This window comes from Synechococcus sp. YX-04-1 (assembly GCF_030546365.1).
Lineage (GTDB): Bacteria > Cyanobacteriota > Cyanobacteriia > PCC-6307 > Cyanobiaceae > Parasynechococcus.
Genome location: NZ_JAUONZ010000026.1, coordinates 1 through 748 on the forward strand (window position 1 = coordinate 1; position 748 = coordinate 748).

The window sequence follows — 748 nt, forward strand, 5'->3', positions numbered from 1 at the left end:
TGGATCATGATCCGCGAACAGGCACGATTCCTGAACATGCTGCGCTTTCTGGGCAACGAGCTGCGCATCCCGCTGGTCTGTGTTGGTACAGCGCAGGCTCGCAACGCGCTGCGCACCGATGATCAGCTGGTGCGCCGTTTCGAGGCCTTCGCGTTGCCGCCTTGGCGCGAGGGCGAGGATCTGAACGGGCTGATGAGCACGCTCACGCGCACGCTGCCGCTTCGGCGCCAAAGCCAGATCGACGAGAAGGCACTCACGCGGATGATCAAGGTGACTGGCGGCATCACCTCGGGCATCTTTTCGATCTTGTCGCAGCTGGCGATCGCCGCCATCGAAAGTGGCGAGGAACGCATCCTCTCGCGCGATATTCTGGGCGGCGACCGGTTGCAGGCGGTCCTGGGAGAGCCGGTGTGACGATGTGCGGGCGCCTGCCGGTCGTATACGCCCCAGAGGCTGACGAGCGGCTGTCCTCCTGGATCGCGCGTATGGCCCCGTTCTACGCCATGACGGTTTCGGAATTCGTCGCCACGCTTGGCCTGAAGGGGCACGACGTGTTCGACCTGGAATGGCGTCTCTCGGAAGGGCAGGGGGCTCTGATCGCGGCTCGGATCGGCCTTTCGCCCGAAGCAGTGCAGGCCATGACATTCCGGGAGTTCGGGCCACAGGCGCGTTTGATGATCGCGCGGAAGAGCCGGTATTACTGCCCGTACTGTCCCGAAGAGCCGCAACGCAAATCCACAGCCCTGCC

General features: G+C 64.0%; 2 protein-coding genes. Both read left to right on the forward strand.

What is annotated here, in order from left to right; all coding sequences use genetic code 11:
• On the forward strand, positions 1–414 hold a 414-nt coding region (locus tag Q3Y53_RS13065), incomplete at its 5' end, for a TniB family NTP-binding protein (protein WP_303536811.1).
• 71 nt (positions 415–485) lie between these two features.
• A partial coding sequence (locus tag Q3Y53_RS13070; protein WP_303536814.1) for a hypothetical protein occupies positions 486–748 on the forward strand: 263 nt, incomplete at its 3' end.